The 18,559-nt window shown below is 51.0% G+C and carries 16 protein-coding genes; 5 read left to right on the top strand and 11 right to left on the bottom strand.

The window, feature by feature from the left end:
* Window positions 1–15: 15 nt before the first annotated feature.
* From rpiB to B153_RS0131595, 3 genes are all read right to left on the bottom strand, one after another.
* Window positions 16–450 (bottom strand): ribose 5-phosphate isomerase B, encoded by a 435-nt coding sequence (gene rpiB, locus B153_RS0131605; protein ID WP_020600763.1) that lies wholly within the window; start codon window positions 448–450, stop codon window positions 16–18.
* 153 nt (window positions 451–603) lie between these two features.
* Entirely contained in the window at window positions 604–1,014 is a 411-nt protein-coding gene (locus tag B153_RS0131600; protein ID WP_020600762.1) for a response regulator, read from the bottom strand.
* The gene (locus B153_RS0131595; RefSeq protein ID WP_020600761.1) at window positions 980–2,143 is read right to left on the bottom strand and encodes a sensor histidine kinase; all 1,164 of its coding nucleotides are present in this window, start codon (window positions 2,141–2,143) and stop codon (window positions 980–982) included. The genes B153_RS0131600 and B153_RS0131595 overlap by 35 nt, the downstream gene beginning before the upstream one ends.
* A gap of 240 nt (window positions 2,144–2,383) precedes the next feature.
* Here B153_RS0131595 and zwf point away from each other — a divergent pair, with 240 nt between their 5' ends.
* The 4 genes from zwf to B153_RS0131575 all read left to right on the top strand — a co-directional run bounded on the left by zwf (window position 2,384) and on the right by B153_RS0131575 (window position 5,714).
* Window positions 2,384–3,883: a glucose-6-phosphate dehydrogenase gene (gene zwf, locus B153_RS0131590; protein ID WP_020600760.1), complete on the top strand. Its 1,500-nt coding sequence runs from the start codon at window positions 2,384–2,386 to the stop codon at window positions 3,881–3,883.
* Window positions 3,884–3,917: 34 nt separating this feature from the next.
* Window positions 3,918–4,265: a cupin domain-containing protein gene (locus B153_RS0131585; protein ID WP_020600759.1), complete on the top strand. Its 348-nt coding sequence runs from the start codon at window positions 3,918–3,920 to the stop codon at window positions 4,263–4,265.
* A gap of 108 nt (window positions 4,266–4,373) precedes the next feature.
* A complete protein-coding gene (gene pgl, locus B153_RS0131580) occupies window positions 4,374–5,102 on the top strand; it encodes a 6-phosphogluconolactonase (RefSeq protein ID WP_020600758.1) in 729 nt (242 codons plus the stop codon).
* Window positions 5,103–5,210: 108 nt separating this feature from the next.
* Window positions 5,211–5,714 carry a methylated-DNA--[protein]-cysteine S-methyltransferase gene (locus B153_RS0131575; protein WP_020600757.1) on the top strand — a complete coding sequence of 168 codons (504 nt, stop codon included), beginning with the start codon at window positions 5,211–5,213 and terminating at the stop codon, window positions 5,712–5,714.
* Here B153_RS0131575 and B153_RS0131570 read toward each other — a convergent pair.
* The 5 genes from B153_RS0131570 to B153_RS0131550 all read right to left on the bottom strand — a co-directional run bounded on the left by B153_RS0131570 (window position 5,711) and on the right by B153_RS0131550 (window position 12,175).
* Complete coding sequence (locus B153_RS0131570; RefSeq protein ID WP_020600756.1) at window positions 5,711–6,349, bottom strand: porin family protein; 639 nt, start codon at window positions 6,347–6,349, stop codon at window positions 5,711–5,713. The two genes, B153_RS0131575 and B153_RS0131570, sit on opposite strands and share 4 nt — an antisense overlap.
* 38 nt (window positions 6,350–6,387) lie before the next feature.
* The gene (locus tag B153_RS37040; protein WP_211221724.1) at window positions 6,388–8,202 is read right to left on the bottom strand and encodes a serine/threonine protein kinase; all 1,815 of its coding nucleotides are present in this window, start codon (window positions 8,200–8,202) and stop codon (window positions 6,388–6,390) included.
* A gap of 8 nt (window positions 8,203–8,210) precedes the next feature.
* Window positions 8,211–9,155 carry a Stp1/IreP family PP2C-type Ser/Thr phosphatase gene (locus B153_RS36270; protein ID WP_020600754.1) on the bottom strand — a complete coding sequence of 315 codons (945 nt, stop codon included), beginning with the start codon at window positions 9,153–9,155 and terminating at the stop codon, window positions 8,211–8,213.
* A 13-nt stretch (window positions 9,156–9,168) separates the two neighbouring features.
* Complete coding sequence (locus B153_RS37035) at window positions 9,169–10,383, bottom strand: serine/threonine-protein kinase (protein WP_020600753.1); 1,215 nt, start codon at window positions 10,381–10,383, stop codon at window positions 9,169–9,171.
* 85 nt (window positions 10,384–10,468) lie between these two features.
* On the bottom strand, window positions 10,469–12,175 hold the full coding sequence (locus B153_RS0131550; RefSeq protein WP_020600752.1) for a trypsin-like peptidase domain-containing protein: 1,707 nt from the start codon (window positions 12,173–12,175) through the stop codon (window positions 10,469–10,471).
* Between the two features lie 304 nt (window positions 12,176–12,479).
* Here B153_RS0131550 and B153_RS0131545 point away from each other — a divergent pair, with 304 nt between their 5' ends.
* Window positions 12,480–14,549, top strand: a complete 2,070-nt coding sequence (locus B153_RS0131545; RefSeq protein ID WP_020600751.1) for a tetratricopeptide repeat-containing sensor histidine kinase — start codon at window positions 12,480–12,482, stop codon at window positions 14,547–14,549.
* Window positions 14,550–15,134: 585 nt separating this feature from the next.
* On the opposite strand, the gene B153_RS0131535 is transcribed toward B153_RS0131545, so the two are convergent.
* The 3 genes from B153_RS0131535 to B153_RS37030 all read right to left on the bottom strand — a co-directional run bounded on the left by B153_RS0131535 (window position 15,135) and on the right by B153_RS37030 (window position 18,347).
* Window positions 15,135–15,758 carry a hypothetical protein gene (locus B153_RS0131535; RefSeq protein WP_020600749.1) on the bottom strand — a complete coding sequence of 208 codons (624 nt, stop codon included), beginning with the start codon at window positions 15,756–15,758 and terminating at the stop codon, window positions 15,135–15,137.
* A 543-nt stretch (window positions 15,759–16,301) separates the two neighbouring features.
* Window positions 16,302–17,264: an NAD-dependent epimerase/dehydratase family protein gene (locus B153_RS0131525; RefSeq protein WP_020600747.1), complete on the bottom strand. Its 963-nt coding sequence runs from the start codon at window positions 17,262–17,264 to the stop codon at window positions 16,302–16,304.
* A gap of 69 nt (window positions 17,265–17,333) precedes the next feature.
* Window positions 17,334–18,347: a helix-turn-helix transcriptional regulator gene (locus tag B153_RS37030; RefSeq protein WP_020600746.1), complete on the bottom strand. Its 1,014-nt coding sequence runs from the start codon at window positions 18,345–18,347 to the stop codon at window positions 17,334–17,336.
* Between the last annotated feature and the right edge of the window lie 212 nt (window positions 18,348–18,559).

Raw genomic sequence — 18,559 nt, 5'->3', positions numbered from 1 at the left:
ATCCTATATCCTATATCAATAATTATCCAGTTCCTGAATACGGGCCAGGTGGCGACCGCCTTCAAACGGGGTATCCAGCCAGATCTGAACCAGTTTCAGGGCTGTTTCCTGACTCATCATCCGTTCGCCCAGCGAAATCACATTGGCATCGTTATGCTGCCGACACAGCCGGGCCGACTCCTCATTCCAGCACAGACCACAACGAACACCCCGAACCCGGTTGGCAGCTATGGCCTCGCCATTGCCCGATCCACCCAGTACAACGCCCCGCTCTACATCACCTGCAGCGACGGCCTCGGCTACCGGACGAATAAACAGGGGATAATCGACAGAAGGCGTAGCGGCATAGGTTCCCTTATCGATGACGTCGTGACCCAGGTCGATAAGCATTTGTTTGATGGCTTCTTTGTACTGGAAACCGGCATGGTCGGAGCCAATGGCAATTTTCATCTGGTAAGCTTGATTAGTAAAACGTACATGTATTCGTGCAAAATTAGCCTGTAGTTTGATGGCTTAGGCATGAATACGAAGAAAAGTCTGTGCTACCCTGATTTTCTATAGTTCAGGGTAGCACAGGACGGGTGATCAGGCAGGGGCACCACGTTATTGGTGGAGGTGCTGATTGACCATTGATTGTAAAATGGATTCTGAGAGGGGTTTGGCGTAATACCCCTTAATATCAGGCAACAGAGCCGCCCGTTTGGTATCGAGTGGGTTGAGTGATGTCGTCAGCACCAGAACGGCATGCTGGCATTTCAATTGATTATCCAGTTGCTGGTAGCGTTCCAGGAACTCAAATCCATTCATGCCCGGTAGGTTGATATCCGTCAGAATGAAGTCTGGACGCACATAAGCAGGGTGGGCGGTATCCGTCAGATACTGCAGAGCCTCCATGCCGGTGGTGGTAATCCGTACCTGATCGCACAGACCTGAATCGTCGATTACGATCTGATGCAGAAAGTTATCGTCGGGGTCGTCGTCAACCAGCAGAATGCACCGAATCGGTTTGGGCATAATGATGCGTCGTTTTAATGGTTTTAGGAATTGTAAAGTAAAAAGTTGTGCCTACGTTGGGTTCGCTTTCGATCCAGATTTGTCCACCGTAAATATGGACAACTTTTTTGCAGGTTGCGAGTCCGATCCCTGTGCCTGAATATTCGTGTCGTCCGTGCAGCCGTTGGAAAATCTGAAAAACGCGGTCGAAATACTGGGGTTCAATCCCGATCCCATTATCCCGAACCGCAAAGCAGAACTGATCCGACACGTCAATAGCCCGAATCGTAATCTGGGGCGATACACCGGCTTTTCGGTATTTCAAACTGTTCGAGATCAGGTTTTGAAAGACCTGTTTCAGGTCGGTAGGGTGCGCCTTAAGAATAGGAAGCGCCCCAACGTCCAGTTTGGCACCACTGGCCCGGATTTCGTCCTGTTGTTCTTCCAGCACTTCCGATACGATCGCATTCAGGTTCACCTCTGTAAAGACTACATTTGAGCCGACCCGCGAAAAGTCGAGCAGATCATCGATCAACGTACGCATCCGTTCAGCCGCACTCATCGAAATCGTGATCAGTTTGCGGGCATCTTCAGAAAGCTGCGGTGCATACTTATTGTTCAATAAATTTAGGTAATTGAAGATGGTTTTTAAGGGCGACTGCAAATCATGCGATGCCACATAGGCAAACTGCTGCAGCTCTTCGTTCGACCGGGTCAGTTCCAGAACGGCCTGTTGCCGAAACGATAACTCACGTTCGTATTCTTTTGATGTACGAAGGCCCACGGCTTCGTTAAAATACCGGAACAGCGCCAGCACGGTAGCGATAGAGACGAGGCCAGTCAGAAAGCGTATCAGCGCACTGATCCGGTAAATGGGCACCCAGAAAATGATGGCATCCAGCAGGTGAGTGAGCCCGCAGAGGAGAATAAAGGCGCCAAAAAGCCAGAAAACACCCGGTAGGGGGACGCCTTTTTTGACAAACAGGTATCGAACCAGAATCATCGGAATGACCATATACGCCAGCCAGATCATCAGATCGGAACCAATATACAGCCAGCCATGAAAATCGGTCCAGTTTCCGCAAAACCAGCGGGGGGGCCAGTCGCTTGAGTCAGTGAGTCGTCGGAAAAAGTCAATGACCTGCTCCATAAAAGACCTTAAACGTACAGTTTACGTAAATAGTAGACTTTATTTTAATCGTTAAAGTTAATTCGGTAAATTAAATAATTGTGGTCAGAATGAACAAAAAAGTTAATTGAAGCGGTTTGAGGGAATAAGTGCAAAGGTCATGCCGACACTCTGCACGACGCAAACACATTTAAACTTGTTCGACAACGGGAAGGCGGGTAACTTGCACCGTCTTTCTGTTAGGCAACAATCCGTTTTCTAATGATTCCTGCAACTAACCAGCGTCCGGCTGCTACCATACTGTTTATTTTCGGCGGCAGTGGCGATTTGAACCTGCGTAAACTTACTCCTGCTCTCTACAATCTTTACCTCGACAAATACCTGTCTGACCGCTTCGCGGTTGTTGGGCTTGGTCGGAGTAATTATACCGATGAGTCGTTTCGGGAGCGCCTGCTCGAAGGGGTCCAATCGTTCTCCCGGCGAAAAAATGGCCCTGATGATGCCTGGAAGTCGTTTGCTCCCATGGTATCGTATCTTCAGATGGATGCGGGGGATAAAGCTTCATACACAAAATTGTCCGATTTTGTGGCTGGTAAAGAGAGCGAGTGGGGTGTTCAGGCCAATGTGGTGTTTTACCTGGCCGTGGCTCCACAACTGGTGCCGGGGATTGCTACCAATCTGGGTAAACTTCCGCTTTGTGGTGATAAATCGCGGGTTCGGGTTGTAGTTGAGAAGCCCTTCGGCCGCGACCTGAAAACGGCTCAGGAATTGAATGCATTGCTGGGCGGGTTGTTTGCCGAAGAACAGATTTACCGAATCGACCATTATCTGGGCAAGGAAACGGTTCAGAATATTCTGGCGCTTCGGTTTGCCAACTCCCTGTTCGAACCGATCTGGAACCGTCGTTATGTCGATTATGTACAGATTACGGCGGCTGAAACCGTAGGGCTGGAAGGGCGTGGGGGCTATTATGAAGGCTCTGGAGCCCTGCGCGATATGATTCAGAATCATCTGCTTCAGGTATTATGCATGGTGGCTACCGAAGCCCCGATCTCCTTTGATGCCAACGAGGTTCGGAACAAAAAAGTAGATGTGCTCAATGCCATTCGTCGGATAAAGCCCGAAGAAGTCAATGATGTAGCGGTGCGTGGGCAATATGGTCCTGGTGAAAAAGATGGTAAACCGATTCCGGGCTACCGGGAAGAAGAAGGAGTAAAACCCGACTCGACTACCGAAACGTTTGCGGCTGTCAAGCTCTTTGTCGATAACTGGCGGTGGGAAGATGTGCCTTTCTATCTGCGAACGGGAAAGTCGTTGCCCGAGAAAGCAACGGTTATCACGATCCAGTTTAAGCCCGCTCCCTATTACGCATTTCCTTCCGAAGCCACCCATAGCTGGCAGTCGAACCGACTGACGATCGGGATTCAGCCCGGCATGGATATTCGGTTGCGGTTCCAGGCCAAGCGGCCGGGACAGACACTCGCCATCGATCCGGTCGAAATGGTGTTTAGCTACAAAGATGCTTACGCTGGTCAGGAACCCGAAGCCTACGAAACCCTGCTGCTTGATGTGATGACGGGCGATGCCACGCTGTTTATGCGGGCCGATCAGGTAGAAGCCGCCTGGAAAGTTGTTACGCCTATTCTGGATGCCTGGGAGTCTGAAACCCCTGACTTTCCCAACTATGCACCGGGTTCCTGGGGCCCCGAGGCCGCTATGCAACTGGTGGAGAAAGATGGCTTTCACTGGATGATGAAATAAGTGAACTACGAACAGAAAACGGGAAACTGCACCTATGACAACCCAATTAGCGGCCCTATTTGTCGATGACCAGAATCTGCCGTGGGAAACGGTAGGCGAGGGGGTGAAGCGTAAAATCATGACCTACGATGCCAGCCTGATGATGGTGAAAGTGGCCTTCGAGACGGGCGGTATCGGTACTCCGCATAGCCACCATCATACCCAGATGAGTTATGTGGCCAGTGGGGCTTTCGAGATTACCATCGGCGACGAAACCCGTACGGTTCGTGAGGGCGATGCCTATTACATTCCATCGAATGTGTGGCATGGGGCGGTCTGTGTGGATGCGGGAGTACTGGTCGATCTATTCACTCCTATGCGCGAAGACTTCGTGAATCCATAAGCTGTATTTACTACTACAGGCACAGAGACCATAGAGTATGATAAAACGTATAAGCTCTGTGGTTTCTGTGCCTCTGTGTTTCAGCCTGAATCCTAATTGTATTAATCCATGCAACTGATTGTTAAAAAGAATCCGGCCGATCTGGCAAAAGCAGCAGCAGAGTTTATTACAAAGCGTATCAAAGACGTACTTAAAAAGCAGGATCGATTTACCATTGCATTATCGGGCGGCAGCACCCCTAAAGCACTGCATGAACTGCTGGCCAAATCGCCTTATGTTGAGCAAATTCCGTGGCTACAGTTGCACGTCTTCTGGGGCGACGAACGATACGTACCGATCGATGATCCTCAGAGCAATGCCGGGATGGCCTATGATACGTTGCTGGGTCACGTCTACACGCCTGAAAGCCAGATACACGTATGGCGAACTGATCTGGAGCCTGATGCCGCAGCGGCCGATTATGACCGGGTTTTACATGACTATTTTGGTGATACGGGCCCAACGTTCGATCTGGTGCTGCTCGGTATGGGCGACGATGGGCATACGCTCTCGTTGTTTCCCGGTACCGAAGTCGTTCATGAACAAACAGCCTGGACCAAAGCCTTTTTTCTGACCCAGCAGGCTATGTACCGGCTCACGCTGACTGCCCCTCTTGTGAACCGGGCCAGTTGTGTCGCATTTTTAGTGGCTGGTCCCAAGAAAGCAGCTCCCCTTAAAGAAGTACTGGAGGGGGAATACGACCCGGACCAGTACCCATCGCAGGTCATTAAACCGACACAGGGCGAACTCATCTGGCTGGTCGACACCCAGGCGGCTGAGTTGATTACGAAGAGATAGAATGAAGCTAAACCGCAAAGACGCAAAGAATGGGAAAAAAGACCGTGTTCTTCGCGCCCTTGCGTCTTTGCGGTTCAATCATTTGCAACGGATTATAAACCATCTGCCATGAACACCGTCGTATTTGAGTCGCCCCTGGGTTGGGTTCGGGTTTCGGGCGATGCCAATGGCGTTTCAGTGATTTCCTGCACCGATGTTTCGCAAGCCGAAGAAGCCCCGGAAAACAAGGAAGATCAGGCAATAGCCGATCCGGTTAGGCAGGCAGTACAGCAATTGCAGGAATACTTTGCCGGTACCAGACAAACATTTGATTTTCGGATGAATCCGGCTGGGACCGAGTTTCAGCAAACCGTTTGGAAGGCTTTACTCAATGTGCCGTTCGGAACCACACAGTCGTATCTGGCGCTATCACGACGTATTGGCGATGAAAAAGCAATCCGGGCCGTAGCAGCCGCCAACGGCCGGAATCCGCTTTGGATTGTTGTGCCCTGCCACCGGATCATTGGATCAGATGGTTCATTGACCGGGTATGCAGGCGGCTTATGGCGAAAGCAATGGTTGCTGGAGCATGAAGGTGCTTTCGCCAAATCGGGCCAGTTGAGTTTGTTCTAAAACAATTCACTCAAATACACGGCTACCCCTGCTGAGATGCGGAATGAGGTTACATCGGCCTTTTGGTTGAGATCGAAACCGTTCAGCGAGACAGGGTATTTGCCCAGGGTCTGAAAGCTACCATTCAAGGTTATAGCCACCGGAAGTGCCACAAAATACTGTAGGCCCGCCCCAACGTGTAAGGCTCCCCCTTTGAAAATCAGATTATCGCGCCCACCACTCACGTTAAGAACCTGATCCGCTTTCCCGGTTTGATAGACATAGCCCAGCTCGGCATAGGGACGTAAAGCACGGGTAGTAGCCGAAAAGTTGAACCGAACGCCACCCGTCAGATGGGAAAAATGGAACGATTTGCCCGCTATTTTATCGGAGTTCAGGCTTGTGTAGTCGTACTGGCCAAACACTTCGTAGCGTTGGTTCAGACCGTACCCTACCCGCCCACCGATACCGGGACCTGAGCCTGCATTTTCATCCAGAAACTGAAAGTAGTCCGATGACCAGCCCATATAGTGCCCCTGTAAACCCAGGCTTAACCCTTCGGTGGTCGATCGTTGACGAATGGTTTGTGCCCAAAGCGTACCCGATGAAAGCAGATTAATACCCAGAAGAAGAAAGGAAATACGGAGAAATTGCATGAGGAAGATGCGTTAAGTAGGTGAATAAATAGTCTGATCTAAAAAGTTAATACGTCGTCGCCCGTGCGCACCTCGAAGGTTTGACCGGGGTGAAAAAGTACTGCCTGTCCTTTGGCTTCATCACTGATGGTGGCCGACCGCAGGGCGATCCGTTTGCCATTGGCGGCTTCCACGCTGTTGATGCGAAACTCCAGCAAGCTTCGTTTGCGGAACATCTCGCCATCGGCCCGTTTGATACGACTTACTTCGCCATAGGCTATGGCCCCGCTCTGAATGACTACTTCGCCCTCACTGACAACGGGTTCAGTGACCCGAAAACGAATCGATTGACCTTCCTGCGAAGCATCCGACGACAGCCCGTCCAGCAGCGCCAGATTGACCCGCAAGCGCCGGATGACAATTGATTTTCGAGCGGTTGTTTTTGGAGCTACTGTTTCGGGTGTATGTTCCGATTTGGTAGCGGGTGTGATCGGATTGACAGGTGTTTCAGAGGGCGTTACAGGCGATCCGGTTCCCGATTTTTTGACCTCGGTCGGTCCGGCAACATACTGCCTGGGGAGTACGGTTTTGGGTTGGGGTGTTTTTTCTTTCTTCTCTACCGGAATGGGCGTAACGGTTTTGGGTTGCGTTGGGGGCGGGGATGAGATCGTAGTTGGCGTTTCTGAAGCCAGAGCTACCTCCGTTTTGGGCTGATCGGTTACCGCTTCAGGTTGTTTTAGCTTCGCTTGTTTCTTTTGTTGAGGAACAACCGTTTGCGTTTGCTCGGCCGTGGTTTGGGGTTTATCGGACTGGTCGAAAAGGATCAGACTGATGAACAAAAGCGCCACCAGCGTAAGGCCACCTGCCAACAAGGTTTGCCAGTTGTCGGAAGCCCATCGCATAGCCGGATGCGCCATGACCGACTCTGTTGCGGCAGGCGTTACTTTGGTTTCTGCCAGTACCGTTTGCCGTATGGGCTGGATGTTCCATACATCGGTTGTAGGCGCAGGCGTTGAAGCGACCAGCCTGGATGGGTCGAGGATAGCCAATTGCGAATAGTACGGTTGCAGTGCTTTCTGGAATTCTTTGGCATCCGTAAACCGTCTGGCTGGATTTTTATCGAGCGCTTTGTGAACGATGGCTTCCAGCTCTTTGGGCACCTGCGGGTTCAGTTTCCGAAGTGCCGTAGGCTTTTCCTGAACGATAGCCTGCATCAGTGCGTAATCGGTACGGCTGGCAAAGGGCAGCTTTCCCGATAGTAGCTCATACAGCAGAATCCCCATGGCATACAGGTCGGAAGCTGCCGATGGCGCTTCACCCTGCACCAGTTCGGGAGCCATGTATTCGAGTGTACCAACGATGCGATTTACCTGGGTTAGCCGTTGGTTTCCAATAACGCGGGCAATGCCAAAGTCCATCAGCTTTACCGTTCCCTCGGGCGTCAGCATCAGGTTGGCGGGTTTAATGTCACGGTGTAAAATACCTTTCCGGTGGGCATGAGAAAGGCCCTCAAGACCTTGCCTGACAATTTCGGCTGCGACCGGAGCCGATAATGCCCCTGTTTTACGGATCAGCGCTTCCAGACTGTCGCCTTCTACAAATTCCATCGCCATAAAATAGTCCGCTCCATCCTGCAGAAAATTGTAAACGACGGCAATATTGGGATGGTTGAGCCGAGCCAGAATCAGCGCTTCGTTGCGGAAACGTTCCATAAACGAGGTCTGACTGACGAGGTGCGGATGCAGCATCTTGACGGCTACCGGACGTTCGAGATGGGTATCGATGGCCTGGTAAACGGTCCCCATTCCGCCCTCACCCAGCAGTGATTCAACGCGGTAATGGTGGATTAATCGGCCTCGCATGGGGGATTGCATAGTAGTAGTCATTGAGGGAGTTCGACATCACGGGTGAAAGGCAAATCGAATTCGCGGGTTTCTTTCGGAACAGCACCCTGGTCGGCGTTGATGCGTTCGGCCAGCACAATCGTAATGTTGTCGTGCCCACCCCGGCTTTTGGCCAAATGGACCAGTTCGTTGGCGGCATCGTGCAGGTCAGTCTGTTGCAACACACGGCTGAAATCGGCTTCCAGACAGTACTCGTACAGGCCATCGGAGCAGAGCATCAGCCGGTCGCCCTGGTCGAAGGGAAGAATGCAGCGGCCCAGATCGACCCGGATATCGGCTTTGGTTCCCATGGCCTGTGTCAGTACATTACGTTCGGGATGGCTGGCGGCCGCTTCGGGCGTTATCCCCCCTTTTCGCAGTAATTCCTGAATATACGTGTGATCCTGGGTTAACTGAATCAATTGCCCCGATTTGAACAGATACGCCCGGCTATCGCCAACATGGGCAAAATAGAGCTGATGGTCGTGGACCACGATAGCCGTGCAGGTGGTGCCCATACCCCGGAAGGTGTCGTGCTGCCGAGCTTCGTCGAAGATCTGTCGGTTCGCCACCTGAAACGCCCGACCCAGGCTTTTTTCGATGTTTTCGTTGTGCTGAAAGTATTCCCGGTTTATGATTTCGGCGGCCATCTGACTGGCTACTTCTCCGGCCAGATGGCCGCCCATGCCATCCGCTACCAGGAGCAGGTGTCCTTTGATTCGCCGAAGCCCTTCGTCGGCCAGCCGGACAAACAGCCCGGTATCTTCATTGTTCTGGCGTACATTTCCCAGGTCAGAAACCACCACGGCATTGATTTCATCGGCCTGAGTTGTGACGACTGGTGGCGAAGTGACCTGAGTTGGTTGGTCGATTACCGATTCGGCTGTTTCCGGCAGCGTTGTTGGCTCGTCTTGCCCAAATAGCCATTTGAAGAAATTTTTCATGCTGATGTCGTTGCTATCGGTCGAAATAACACTGATAAATGTCTTTAACTTGGGGTGGTATGGTGTACTGCTGCTCAACACCCCGGTAACGAATGGTAATGGGAGTAGGCTGACCAGGTTTTCGGTTCACCACAAACGGTTCCTGCGATTGTACGCTCCCGTCGGGCGAAACCAGTTCAAGCTCATAATCAGCGTTGAGTACTTCGACTTTTACCTGTTCATACTGAACATTCGGTTTTACGGGTTTATCCACTGTTCGATTGGTGGGTTCGGGTTCAGTGTGCATACTGTTCAGCAGGATGAGGATACCAATACCAGCTAACCCGGCTAACAACCAATAGCGAAACGACTGGAAGGCAAAAGACCAGTCGACGGCCGGCAGGTTGAACTGAGCCCATGCTTTTTCGATCCGGTACCCCGATTCAGCAGGCTGTTCCAGGATCGACTCGATTTCGTTGGCGGCTGGTCGTTTTACCGAATTTACAGATAAACACTGGTTTATCAAGGCGGCCAATTCGGGCGAGATGGCTGGGTTAAGCAATTGAGGACGTGTGAATTGGCCTCGTTCGATCTGTTGCCGCAGCAGAAGCGGATTTGTAGCGTTGAAGGGTAAGTGGCCGGTTGTCATTTCATAAAGCATAACGCCCAGTGCCCACACATCCGATTTGGCATCGACCGATCCCCGAAACTGCTCAGGCGCCATAAATTCAGTGGTTCCAACGGCATACCCTACTTTCGTCAACTGAGGAGTGTACTGGCCTTTCGCAATCCCGAAATCCACCAGCTTTACCTGACCGTTGGGCTGAATCTGAACATTGGATGGCTTCAGATCGCGGTGTACAATGCCTTTTTGGTGCAGGTAAGCCATGGCTTTAGCAGTCTGTTTGATGATCCGGGTGGCTTCTTCGTTGCTCAATCGATTCTTTCGCTGGATCATAACGTCTAACCCCAGGCCGCTGATCCATTCAATAACTAAAGCCGGGCGATCATCCAGGAAACTGAAATCGTACAGGGCGGCAATGTTTGGGTGCGAAATGGAGGCTTGTACCAGTGCTTCGTTGCGGAATCGGGCGGCAAATTCGGGGCGGTACAATACCTTGACTGCTGCCTGTCTGCCTGTTTCGACATGGGTGGCTTTGAACACCTCACCCATACCACCGGCCCCTACATACTCAGTCAGGCGGTAGCCAGCAACGGTGCGGTTTAGGAAAGGGTGAACAGGTGACATGACGTTAGTTTTTTGATTGTTTATTGTTCGGCTTACGGGAACTGAGGGCTTTCCGCTCCCGTAAGCCGGTTGCTGTACACTAGTTTTATTCGACCACCTGCCGACGACCCATCAGTTCCAGTCCGTATTTGATGGGGATGGCGAAGGTGATCCGGGTTGCATCGCCACTGTTGGTGCTGGCAGAGAAGATACCGATGGTATTGCCATTTTTGTCGAACACCGGGCCACCACTGTTACCAGCACCCGTTGAATTGGCGGTCAATTGATAGTAGTCGCCAAATTCGCTGTAATAAGCGGCTGCTTTTCCGGCTGCCTGGCCACGGATCAGCTTCCCAATGTAGCCGGGGGTTACGGTGGCATCAGGGACTTTTACAATTTGCGGATTGCGGTTCGAGAAGTCGGACGAGTACTCACCTACGAACACATCGGGCGAAATGCCGGGGTAACCCATTACCGTGATTGGCTGACCAGGTGCGATGGTTTTATCGGCATCGAGTACTTTAACAGGGGTCAGCGACTCGCCAATGTCAATCTTGATAACGGCCACGTCATGCTTTTGCGAAACGATGGGCTTACCCTGGGCCGGAAAACGCTGTTCATTTTTGTTGAACGTAACATCCATGTAGGTGTTGACCCCATCGATGATTTTGCCCGACATGGGTTTCTTGCCGAAGAACTGGGTTTCGCCGGGCACCCACCGGAATTCCTGAACGGGCTGCGCACTGATTTCCCATCCTTTGGCTCCCTGAACCAGCAGAATTCCGGGGAAAGCATCCTGCGGGAAGCTGTAGTATGAATTCCAGGCGGCTGCCACGTGTCGGTTCGTCATGATATGGCCTTGGGGCGACATAACAAATCCGGTTCCGCTGGCGCCTACCATCGCAATGGGTTTACCAACTGCTACATCTCGTTTCAGGCCCAGCAGTGGCTCTATTTTGCCCGGAGCGGTTTCGATGTACACGGCTTTGTTGATGATTGAGCCATCCTTTAGCTTGATCGGCATGTATTCATGGTAAATGTCTTCGCCCGTCGTATGAACCAGTTTGTAGCCAAATTCGATGAATACCACTTTACCCGTGTTTTCTGAAGCGATCTGTTCGGGGCTAAGGCCCTCCTTAACGGGTTCGATAATTTTCGTGGTGTCGTGCTGGTGGATCGTTATCGTTTTTACTTCGGGTTTGATTTTATCTTTGAACGCATACGCTAAACCGGAGAGCACAACTAGCAGAGCAGCTACACCGACCAGTACCGACTTGTTGGTTTTCCGGCGCTCGGTCATCATCATCCGTTCTACCGTCTGTTTGCCCAACCCCACTTTGTGCGGAACCGCCATCTCATTGTCGTTCGAAGAGCCAGCCGCTACGGTTTCGGCAAGGCTCAGTTCTGTCGTGGGTTTTATGGAGGTGGGAATGTCGACTACGCGTGTGCTCATCATCAGCTCGGCCGGACGAGGGTTCAAATCGAACTGGAATACCGGCCCGCCCTGACCCAACTGGATTTCGTCGCCTGGTTGAATCGGGGACGAACCGGCAATACGGCTTTTGTTGACAAAAATGCCATTCCGCGAATTGTTATCGACCAGTGTGAAGGCGAACTCTTTACCGGCTTCCCGGACAATTTTGCCATGTTCGCGAGAAACGGCTGCGTCTCGTTCGGGGTCGAATCGGACCACATTGGTAGCCGCCCGACCAAAGGTCAGTTCATTGTACTTCTTGTAGTCGAACTCTTCGACTTGATTCGCTTTGGTGCCAGAGAGGTGGCGGATTACGTAGCGGTTTACAATCGTTGCCATGATTTCGTATCTATCTTGAGGTGAAAAGTTGTTGTCGTTTTGACTGATACAAAGTTGGCGGATGGGGCCTCGGTGAGAAATCGGGAAATGCCCGGATTTCCGTTCAGAAAAACCTATATTTTGTATCTATAGGAAAACCTGTAGATTTACGTAAAGAGCGAAAGGGTTAATGAGCGAAAGAGCGAAAAGTTGCTCATTGTGAGATTATTGGCTTACCTTTGACTTAGTCGATTATTCTCCGTTCGTCCACTTTGGTGGCTCGATTTCGCTCTTTCACTCATTCGCTCTTTCACTCTTTTTCACCATGCGCTACCTACTCATTCTCTGCCTGAGCTGTACGATGGCTGTTGCGCAGAACCCCATCATCGACTCATTAAAGACTCAGCTTACCAAACTGCCTGTCGATAGCAACCGCGTAAAAACAATGCACGAACTGGCAACAAACCTGTGGTGGAATGGCTATGATTCATTGGCTCGGCAGACACTCATGCAGGCGATGCAGGTAGCCCGGAAAGTAGCCTATAAGCCTGGCGAGATCCGTGCCCGACTGGCGCTGGCTCGTATTGAAGCCGACTACCTGTCGGATACCAAATCGGCCCATGCTCAGTTGGATACCGCGTTGAGAATGGCTATAGCTAGTCATGATTTGTCGCTGGAAGGGCAGGTGTATTTACGGCGGGCGCAGCTTTACGAAAACATCATGGACAAGTTGCCCAGGGCCCGAACCTTGCTGGATCAGTCGTTGAAAAAATTTCAGCAGGGGCACGACCAGAAATGGGAAGCGCAGGCCTACAACGAAATGGCGATCATGAAAATGGGTGAGGGCAATTATGTAGCGGCCATTAATCTATGGCTCAACGCCCGACGTCTTCAGGAAAAAATTCAGGACTGGAAAGGCTTACGGTCGACTTTGCCCAATCTGGGAGCGGTGTACATTAAACTGAACCGTTACGACGAGGCTATGGCCTGTTTTACGGAGGCTAAGGCGGTGGCCCAGCGACTAAACGATCAGATGGTGCAGCACTTTCTGACGGGTCGGCAGGCGGAGATTATGGAGCGCAAAGGGCAGTATGCTAAGGCGTTACCCCTCATGCTTGGATTGGTCAACGCCTATTCCAGCCCTTACCAGCCTGCTTCGCTGGCCAGAGCCTACGGCATAACCGGGCGATTGTATATTGAACTCAAGCAGTATGATAAGGCATTGGAATACAGCAAGAAGGCGCAGGAAACCTACCGAAAGACCGTAGAAGATACCCAGGATGTGGTTGAGCATAACGCACAGAGTAATTTTGGGAAGATTTACCTGGCGCTAAAGCAGTATGATAAAGCGGCTGCTTCGGCGAAAGTTGGCCTCGACTGGACGAGAGGGGTGAAGGAGATGCGCCCCGAACGAACGGAATACATCCGGCAGATGGCCGAAGCGTATGACCATATGGGGCAACCCGCGAAGGCGCTCACGTATTACAAATGGTACAAAGCCGAAGCCGATACCATGCTGAACGAAGAGGCTATGCAAAAGGCAACGGTAGCCAGCATGACTTACGAATTTGAGAAGAAACAGCAGGGCGTTCGGCTGAAACAGGCGCAGCAGGAAGCACAGATTCAGTCGCTGGAAAACGACAAACTCGAACAACTCCGTAATTTTCTGATTGCCCTGCTGGTTGCGGCTGCGGGTATTCTGGGGTATGTGTTCTGGTCGAATCGGCAGTTGAAAGCGAAAAATGTAGAGCTTTCGCAAAAGAATGCGGAAATCGAAGCAGCACTCTATCGCGGGCAGACCATCGAACGCAAGCGGGTAGCCAGCGAATTGCACGATAGTGTAGCGGCTAAAGTGTCGGCTCTGAAATGGCGGTTTGAAGCTTTCGATACCGACACTTTCGATGACCGGCAACTCCGTGAACACAACCGTCTGTTGGAGCACTTAGGGGAAGTGTACGACGACATCCGGGCCATATCGCACAATCTGATGCCTGAGATTCTGGAAAAGCAGGGACTGCAGGCCGCGCTGATCAAACTGACCGATACGTTGAACGTACAGAACCGGACCAAATTTCAGCTTGCAGTAGACGAGTCGGGAGAGGATGTTCGGGGGAAAACGGCCTACGAACTCTATGCCATTACACTCGAGCTAGTCAATAATATCCTCAAACATGCCAAGGCGCGTCAGGCCGATATTACGCTGGCCCGCCAGAATGGAATTCTGGCCCTAACCGTTCAGGACGACGGACAAGGTATTGCTTCCGGTAAGGCAAGGAGTGGTATCGGACTACACAATATTCAATCGCGACTGGAGCGTCTGGGCGGCACCTGCCAGATCACAAACCGCGATCAGGGGGGCACTCAGGTATATGTACAGATTCCGGTAGCTGCTTAAGAAATTGGGTTACTCGTTTAATAGCTTTTTTGCTTCTATTTGTAAAAAAGGCCATTGCATTCTTACGATGCCCCAGGTCAGTTCATCTGAAACCGAATCATATCCGTGAATGATTCGATCTCAAACGGCTACGATTTTTCGTGAATTAGAAATTTCAATTGCCTCTTCCTGGGTAGTTCTTCGGAAAGGGAGAGCCCCGCCCGAGCAGTTAATTCGTCATTTGAAAAGAAAAACAGTCCACCGTCACTGACTATGCCTTGTTGGGCGGAAGGCTTCAGTATAACAAAGAGCCAGGGCAGAGAGGCTATAAAAGAAACTATTAGTAGAGGGAGGTTGCTTTGAGAGCATGGATTATTTAACTACAAACTCCTCGTCGCTCAGGCCAGTATTAAATTCATATTTGCTCACTTGGGTTACATATTGCCCAGTTGAGTTAGTATCGATCGAATGATACGGGAGCTGAATCCCATTTACGGCTCGATAGTCGCTTATGTCCATCGTCATAGGACCATCCTGATACGCATAGACCGTTCTTACCAACAGGCCGCCTTGGGTGTCATAGTAAGAAGTCCTACGATCTCATCATCAAAACCGATAGCCCAGGGTCAGCCCAAAGCGGGGCGTAAAACCTTGCCGGCTCATCTGTTCTGGCAGAACTGCCTTAAGAGGGGGACCGCTGGTCGGTAGTTGATAGTGAAGTCCCAGAAACAAATCGACTACGACTCGCGGTGTGCTTGTCTGTACACCAGCCATAACGCCGGGCATCCAGACGTAAAGCTGCTGGATAGCCCTGACTAACTTACCGCTCGGGTCTCGAATAACAGTCCCCTGATCGTCGAACTGATAGTCGTAGAGCGTGAGCCCGGCATAGCGACCGTATACACCTGCGTAAAAGCCAGTGGGGGACAAAGGACGCTTAGGGAAATAATGCCGGTATTCCAAGGTAACCCGCTTATAGTGAAATAATCTTGGCGAGGGGGTGTTGGCGTTGTGATATTCATACGTTTCCGAACCGAAGCCCACCCCACCCACCAGCGATGCACGTTTGGTCAGCATCCGTTCATAAAACACAGATACGTCGCCGACAATAAGGCTCAGTGGGTTAATTTTCAGACTATTAGTTCGGTTGACTGCTGAGTCTGCCGTTGGCTGGGCGTAAGCCCTACACAGGCTGATGGCACTAAGTAGAACAAACAGGGATATTTTCATTGCGAAATTTGGGTGTCCGTGGCCTGTCACCAACAAACGGACATCCGCTATTTTTTGCGGCCGTTGCCTGTTCGGCCATTGTCAGCCTGACGCTTCGTACCGGTTGGCAATATTACCAGTTTTTGAACGTTCGGCAACATTAACCTTCTTTAATATCGGCTCTATCAGTTACGTGTGTTAAACCAGCGTCGACTGTGAAAGTTGACAAAAGATATAAAATAAGTATTCGTGTGTTAGATATCCCTTTAAATCCTCCAGTCTTGAGGTATCCTGTATACTCAATATATATAAGGTTTATGAACGCTTGTTAAATACTTAAAATTAAGTGTATTGCCAAAGCCATTACCAGCACAGGTAGTTTTATGTTCCTCGACGTACCAATGCAATCGGCTATCCGGATTCTTCTCATCCGTTTTTGGCCTCCCCTGGGCGTCGTTAGGTTCTTTCATCCACACAATTCGGCCCGAGAACTCGACACCATGCCTTCAACACAAACAAAATGGTTTTTATGGGGTAAGTAAGTTTATGCTTTACAGGTTTGAACTACTTCATTTCCCGAAGCCCTTCCTGAACAGAAATAAGGTTTTTGAAGCCCAACACACGCCGGATTTTAGCGTCCGAAACAAGGAAGGGTAACCCAAGCGTGTTAATCATGCCTGGAAACAAAGGCGGATGGCCCGGGCGACGGAAGGTCCGCCAGAACCACGCCATAACTTGGGCCATTGCTCTGGCTACACCCAGGGGTACTGAGCGATCCGGTGCTTTGATGCCCTGCGTCGCCAGCATATCCGTCAGAAATTGTTTGAACTGTAATGTCTCGCCATCGGTCACGAAGAACACCTCTCCGCCAATTGCGCTTTCTGCCGCCAGGATGAGCGCGTGACAAACGTTGCGAACGTGGCTGGTAACGAAAGGATGCTTCCCCCCGCCGATAAACGCTAGCTGCCCCTTTTGAGCCGCTTCGACGATTTGTGGGAGAGCCGACGTGTCACCTTTACCCCAAATAAGCGGAGGCCGAATGGCTACTGTTTCCATCGATGGCGAGTTAGCTTGTAGCACCCGCTGTTCCGCCACCAGTTTGGTCTTTGAATAGCCGTCTATAATGTGGTTAGACACATACTGCTCATCCGCATCGACAATAGGGCGACCGTCCATGATGACCGACGCTGCGCTCAAATACACAAACTTGGGAACACGAGCAAGCTGCGCGGCTTTCAGCATATTTTCGGTACCATTAACGTGGTCGACCCAAAGTATCTTCTCGTCGGCCCAGAAGTCGACCGAAGCCGCCAGATGAAATACGGCTGCGCAGCCCACCATTCCGGCTTGCAGCGCAGGCTGGTTTTGTAGATCGCCTTGGATTGGAATAGCACCCAGTTGGCGCACAAAGTCGGCAGTTTTAGCTGACCGGGCCAACGCTCTAACCGCGTAGCCCTTTTCCAGCAGCATGGCGATCAGGTTTTTTCCCACAAATCCTGACCCGCCCGTGACGAAGACTGTTTTCATAGCTCAATTGCGTTTGTTGGTACGACACAAACTTATTGGCTATTTTTGCCCAGAAATAACCCTAAACGGTCAGTTACTAACCGATTCAGGCTGGGAAAAGCTTTTATTCTTAATCATTCGGAGAAAATCGCGGGGCTTGAGTGCGAAATGCTTATGAAAGGCTTCGGCAAAGTGCGTCATGTTGGTGTAACCCACCTGGTAACCGACTTCCGAAACACTGAATTGCCGGGACGTTAGCAGTTGGCGGGCACTCTCCATGCGCGCAACCAGTTGATATTGGTAAACACTTCGGCCAAATAGTCGTGGGAAAAGTCGTTTGAGCTTGCTTTCGCTAAACCCAACCATTGCCGCCAAGTCGGTCAGCAACACTGTTTCGTTGAGGTGAGTAAGTAGGTAGGTGCGCACCGCGAACAGCTTGTGTATATCCTGTTCAAACAACCCGCTCGTGTCGGCTACTGACTGACGTTGCAATACTTTGTTCAAAACGGCCGTCCATATGTCCAGCGTCAACGTATATTTCGCCAGCTTGTTCAACTCCAATTCACTCCCTGTATTCCTAGTAAAAAGTTGCTGGAGTTGCGATTGCATTGGTACGTCTATGTCGAGGAACAGAAAACTGCCCAAGGACGGCACTACCTTGGCCCTTTGCTCAAGGGATACTAATTGCTCAAATGTGGATTCAGTGAAGGTTATCGCCACAAACCGTAGTTGACGGTTCTGCGCATTCTGTTGTCGAATCTGATTGGCGGGGGCGTAGTAGAAAATGCCGTTGGGCGACTGCTGATTGATCGCGAACGTTTTCCCGTCGATGGTTTTCTCAATCCCTTCCTCGGAGAGATTGATGAATAGGCAATACACTCCGCTGTTGGCTGGGTTGATGGTTTCAAACGAAATAGGTTGGCTTAACCGTAATTGGTAGACATTCACCGTAAGCCCGAGGGGAAAGTAGTAAGCCTGGACAAACCCATTGCCTATGTGGGACGGACAGTCGAGTCGGTCAGGTGCCGTAGGCTGTAAACGTAGTTGCTCAGCTACTGCTTGAACCTGCGTTTTCTGGGCGTCGAGTGTTAAAGTCAAGTGCATAAGGAAACGCAGATAAACGGATTGTTAGTGACTAGCTGTCTATACTAAGTCAACGGACCAATGATCCTTATAAATAAAGTTGGGCAAAAAGTAGAGCATAGGGTACTGACTCGCGTTGACAGCTACAAAAAAATCAGCGACGTATTCTAAAAAGCACAGTCTCCATAATCCTTCCCGCCTTAGACGCAGGCGCACTAAGCTGTCTGCTGTCT

Origin of the sequence: Spirosoma panaciterrae DSM 21099, from assembly GCF_000374025.1 — a bacterium.
In the GTDB taxonomy this organism is placed as follows: domain Bacteria; phylum Bacteroidota; class Bacteroidia; order Cytophagales; family Spirosomataceae; genus Spirosoma; species Spirosoma panaciterrae.
The sequence above is the reverse complement of the archived record's forward strand: the minus strand, read 5'-3'. Positions and strand labels throughout refer to the sequence as shown.